This window comes from Oscillibacter sp. CU971, assembly GCF_905219725.1.
Classification (GTDB): domain Bacteria; phylum Bacillota; class Clostridia; order Oscillospirales; family Oscillospiraceae; genus Oscillibacter.
Genome location: NZ_CAJMXG010000233.1, coordinates 1 through 4,468, shown reverse-complemented (window position 1 = coordinate 4,468; position 4,468 = coordinate 1). Strand labels below are relative to the sequence as shown.

The 4,468-nt window shown below is 59.1% G+C and carries 4 protein-coding genes; all 4 read right to left on the bottom strand.

Annotated elements, in window-relative coordinates; all coding sequences use genetic code 11:
- Nucleotides 1–499 precede the first annotated feature (499 nt).
- A complete protein-coding gene (locus JX325_RS13100) occupies nt 500–1,672 on the bottom strand; it encodes an NADP-dependent malic enzyme (RefSeq protein ID WP_204791549.1) in 1,173 nt (390 codons plus the stop codon).
- A 17-nt stretch (nt 1,673–1,689) separates the two neighbouring features.
- The gene (locus JX325_RS13095; RefSeq protein ID WP_204791548.1) at nt 1,690–2,805 is read right to left on the bottom strand and encodes an Ldh family oxidoreductase; all 1,116 of its coding nucleotides are present in this window, start codon (nt 2,803–2,805) and stop codon (nt 1,690–1,692) included.
- A gap of 260 nt (nt 2,806–3,065) precedes the next feature.
- On the bottom strand, nt 3,066–3,797 hold the full coding sequence (locus tag JX325_RS13090) for a glycerophosphodiester phosphodiesterase (RefSeq protein ID WP_204791547.1): 732 nt from the start codon (nt 3,795–3,797) through the stop codon (nt 3,066–3,068).
- Nucleotides 3,798–4,252: 455 nt separating this feature from the next.
- The coding region (locus tag JX325_RS13085; RefSeq protein ID WP_204791546.1) for a hypothetical protein at nt 4,253–4,468 on the bottom strand (216 nt) is incomplete at its 5' end.

Sequence of the window (4,468 nt, the reverse complement as noted above, 5' to 3'; positions counted from 1 at the left end):
CCCTATTTTATCATCTTTACATGAAAAAGTCTGCCGGTAGGCAGACTTTTTCGACAAGCTGGAGCGTGCCGCAAAAGACGGCACGCTCTTTTCAGCATTAAGGTGTAGTATTAGGAAAGAAAAGATAAATGGTGAGAAGGAACAGCCCCTACCACAGTTCGTTTCTTCTCCAGCCGCAAAGCCCACACATTTCAACAGCAGGAGCAGCAGCCAGAAATTATGATAAGATATCACCGGTTATTTTACAAGCTGTTTTCCACAAAAATAGCTGCCGGGAAGCTGTACGCAATGCACGACGGTTTGAGGGAGGCGAAACGATGGTTTGTCCGGCGTGCGCTTCCCGTGGGAACTGCACCCCGCACGCCAACTGCACACGGAGCCTCATTGAGTGTGAGGGGGCAAAATTGTGTACCACAGGGCCAGGATCAGGCGGAAGCGGCTTCCTGATGCGGCGGGGACGAACTCCGCTGCCGCCGTTATGGCGCGGAAACGCCGGGGCTTACAGCCGGGCCACGCCGGACTTCCGGGCGGCATCGGCCACAGCCTTGGCGACAGCGGGGCCCACCCGCTTGTCAAAGGCCTTGGGGATGATATAGTCGGCGGTCAGCTCCTCGTCGGAGATCAGCCCGGCCAGCGCCTGGGCGGCGGCCATTTTCATCTCCTCGTTGATGTCGCTGGCCCGGACGTCGAAGGTGCCCCGGAACACGCCGGGGAAAGCCAGGACGTTGTTGATCTGGTTGGGGAAGTCGCTGCGGCCCGTGGATACCACCGCCGCGCCGCCGGCCTTGGCCTCGTCGGGGAAAATCTCCGGTGTGGGGTTGGCGCAGGCGAAGACGATGGCGCCTTTGTTCATGGTTTTCACCATTTCCGTGGTGACGGTCCCCGGGGCGGAGACGCCGATGAACACGTCCGCGCCCGCCAGGGCATCAGCCAGGGTTCCCGGCTTCTTCTCCAGGTTTGTCACCTGGGCCATCTCCTCCTTAATCCAGTTCAGGCCCTCCCGGCCCTGGTAAATCGCGCCCTTCCGGTCGCACATGGTGACGTTTTTAAAGCCCGCGGACAGCAGCAGCTTTACGATGGAGATGGCGGCGGCCCCCGCGCCGGAGGTGACCACCTTCACGTCTTCCCTTTTCTTGCCTACCACCTTCAGCGCGTTGGTCAGGCCCGCCAGGGTGATGATGGCCGTCCCGTGCTGGTCGTCGTGGAAGATGGGGATGTCGCACTTTTCCTTCAGCTTCCGCTCGATTTCAAAGCACCGGGGGGCGGCGATATCCTCCAGGTTGATGCCGCCGAAGGACCCGGACATCAGCCACACGGCGTTGACGAACTCGTCCACGTCGTGGGTCTTCACGCACAGGGGGAAGGCGTCCACATCGCCAAAAGCCTTGAAGAGCACGCATTTGCCCTCCATGACGGGCATGCCCGCCTCGGGGCCGATGTCTCCCAGGCCCAAGACGGCGGAGCCGTCGGTGATGACGGCGCAGAGGTTGTGCCGCCGGGTGAGCTCATAGCTCTTACTCACGTCCTTTTGAATTTCCAGGCAGGGCTGGGCCACGCCGGGGGTGTAGGCCAGGCTCAGATCGTCCTTGGTCTCCACGGGGACGGTAGTCACGACCTCAATCTTACCCTTCCACTCGCCGTGGAGCCGGAGGGATTCCTTCGCGTAATCCATAATGCTGTTCCTCCTTCTTATTTCTGGTCCTCAAAATCGAAGTGGTAGGGCAGACCCAGCTTATCCCGGACCTCGATAATTTCCTTTTGGATGGTCTCGCCCACGGGTACGCCCTTGTCCTTCCGCTCCTGCCAGGCCAGCCATTCCTTCTCGCCGGCGGTGTAGATGCGCTCCGCGCCGGGGGCCTTCTGAGAGTTCCGGAGGCCCCGGCAGATGCCGCCGGCAGTCTTCTTGAAGGTATCCAGGCCCATGAAGAACTCGGGATTAATGACGAAGAAGAAATGGCCAAGGCGGTACATCTGGCTGCTGCCGTCGGGGGCCTTGCCGCTGAGGCCCTTCAAGTAGGGGCCTCCGGCCAGCGCCGCGGAGAGAATCTCCACGATGGTGGTAAAGCCGTAGCCCTTGTAACCGCCGGTGGCCTCCCCCAGGCCGCCGACAGAGAGCAGGGCGCAGTTCCCGGCCCGCATCTCCGTGAGAATTTTTGCGGAATCGCTCATGGTGCCGCCGTCCTTGGTGACCACCAGCCCCTCGGGAGTGGGCTTGCCGCTGCGGGCATAAAACTCGATTTTCCCGTTCTGGATGGTAGAGGTGGCGCAGTCAAAGTTAAAGGGGAACTCCTCGTCGGTGGGCATGGTGAAGGTCAGGGGATTGGTGCCCATCATGGGCTCTACGCCCCAGGTGGGAGCTACGGAGGGCCGGGCGTTGGTGCCGGTAATACCGATCATGCCGGCTTTTTCCGCCATGGTAGTCCAGTAGCCCGCGATGCCGTAGTGGGTGGAGTTGTAGACCGCGCCGCCGGCCATGCCGTATTTGGCGGCTTTTTCAATCAGCATTTCCATCATGTGGTAGCTGGCCACCATGCCCATTCCGTTGTTGGCGTCCATGACCACCGTGGTGGGGGTGTCTTTCACAATGTCCATTTTAGTCTCCGGCAGCAGGGTCCCGTTGACAATCCGGTCAATGTAGATGGGCTTGAACCGGTTGCATCCGTGGCTTTCGATGCCCCGCCGATCGGATTCCAGCAGGACGTCGGCGCAGATTTTCGCGTCGTCCTCCGGTACGCCGTAGCCCTTGAAGGCGTCGATGAGGAAGCTGGTCATCAGCTCCCACCTTACATAGGGTCTTGTCTCCATGGTTCAGTTCTCCTTTACTTAATTTTATAATTTTATTTTAACCGCTCAGAGGGGAAAGAGCGNTGTGATCCCGGCAGACAGCGGGGCTGGCCTCAGCCCTGGCGAGAGTAGATTCGGGGGAGCCGCCCCCGGAAGTTTTCCNGCGGCCCCGGCTTAGAAAGCNCTCGGCCTCATATATGGTTATGGTCCGGCGCGCCGGAGGCCGGGCAGGCCGGGCGAAGACCTCCGGATATGGGCGGCTGTCTTCGAGGGTCCCGTTCTCAGCCCTGAATGGAGGCCAGCACGTCGCGGGTCAGCTCGGGGAAATTTCCAATCACGGTGTCAATTCCCTTGGCCGCCAGGTCCCGCACGTCCTCTTCCGTGTTCACCGTATACGTATTGATCTCCAGGCCGTATTTCTTAAGCTCCGCCACGACCTCATGGGTCAGGTTCCGGAACATGGGGTGGTAGCAGGGCACGCCGTGCTCATGGCAGTACCTGCCCGCGCCAACAATCCAAGTCTCGCTGAGGAAGCCGTATTTCAGCTTGGGCGCGATCTCCCGCATCCGCAGGATGGTGAAGTGATTGAAGCTGGAGATGATGACCTTCTCCGCCAGGTGATACTCCTGGATCATGGCCCAGACCTTTTCCTCCATGCCCAAATACTCATAAACGCCGGTCTTCATCTCAATATTGGTGACAATGGGCAGATCCTTGACAAACTCGCAGTACTCCCGGAGGGTGGGAATGGGGTTCCGGCCATACTGCCCGGTGTAGATATAGGAGGCGTCCAGCGCCTGAAGCTCCGCCAGGGTGAAATCCTTCACCCGCCCGGTTCCATCCGTGGTGCGGTCCACCAGCTCGTCGTGGATGATGACGGGCTCCCCGTCACGGGTGAGCTGGACGTCCAGCTCAATGCCGTCCGCTCCGGCCTCCACCGCCTTGCGGAAAGCAAGCATGGTGTTCTCAGGATATTTGCCGCTGTAGCCGCGGTGCGCGAAATTTCTTGTCATGATTCGTTCCGTTCAAACCGTTCCGGCCACCTGGACACATGCCGGCGAGTCACGAAACGGTAGGGACGTANCTCCTTCAAGTCGGGATTTTCGTTTTTGCTGCCCGCCGCCGGGGTGGGAATGGCGGACAGGAGGGTCTTGGCGCGAAAGCGCGCCGGGCTGGGGAAGCGCGCGGGGGATATTTATTAAATTCAAGGAATTCCAGGTTCTCGGCCGTCCTGCAGCAACAGCCGGGCCGCGGCATTCCCTGATTTAACACAGAGCGGGCGTTTGAAAAGTTTAAAAAAACACGACAACGAACACTGTACCAGCCAGGTACGGTGTCGATTGCCATGTCTCAAAACTCTAAGCAACGATATTCACTTTTATCACTTCATCAATTTTACAGGGCCCGATCCGAGTTTCACCGGCGTTTTTATTTGCGCCGCCGTGCCCCGAAGCTAACTATGATTGGATTATAGCACCCCGCAGCCGCTCTGGCAAGGGTTTTCTCCACTCCGCAGATAATTCTTACAAAAGGCACAGGATTTGCCTGGAAATTTTGGCGCTTTGCCGATTTTGGCCATTTCCCGAAGGCCGCCCGCCCGCCGGGCTCTTAGAAGCTGTACCAATAGGCTAAAACCGCTTGAGTAAAGTGCTGAAAGCAGCAATGGTGCAAACAGCTTGTGCAG

What these genes read in the sequence shown, in the direction of transcription:
- JX325_RS13100 (WP_204791549.1), bottom strand. Translation starts at nt 1,672, where the DNA reads ATGGATTACGCGAAGGAATCCCTCCGGCTCCACGGCGAGTGGAAGGGT.
- JX325_RS13095 (WP_204791548.1), bottom strand. Translation starts at nt 2,805, where the DNA reads ATGGAGACAAGACCCTATGTAAGGTGGGAGCTGATGACCAGCTTCCTC.
- JX325_RS13090 (WP_204791547.1), bottom strand. Translation starts at nt 3,797, where the DNA reads ATGACAAGAAATTTCGCGCACCGCGGCTACAGCGGCAAATATCCTGAG.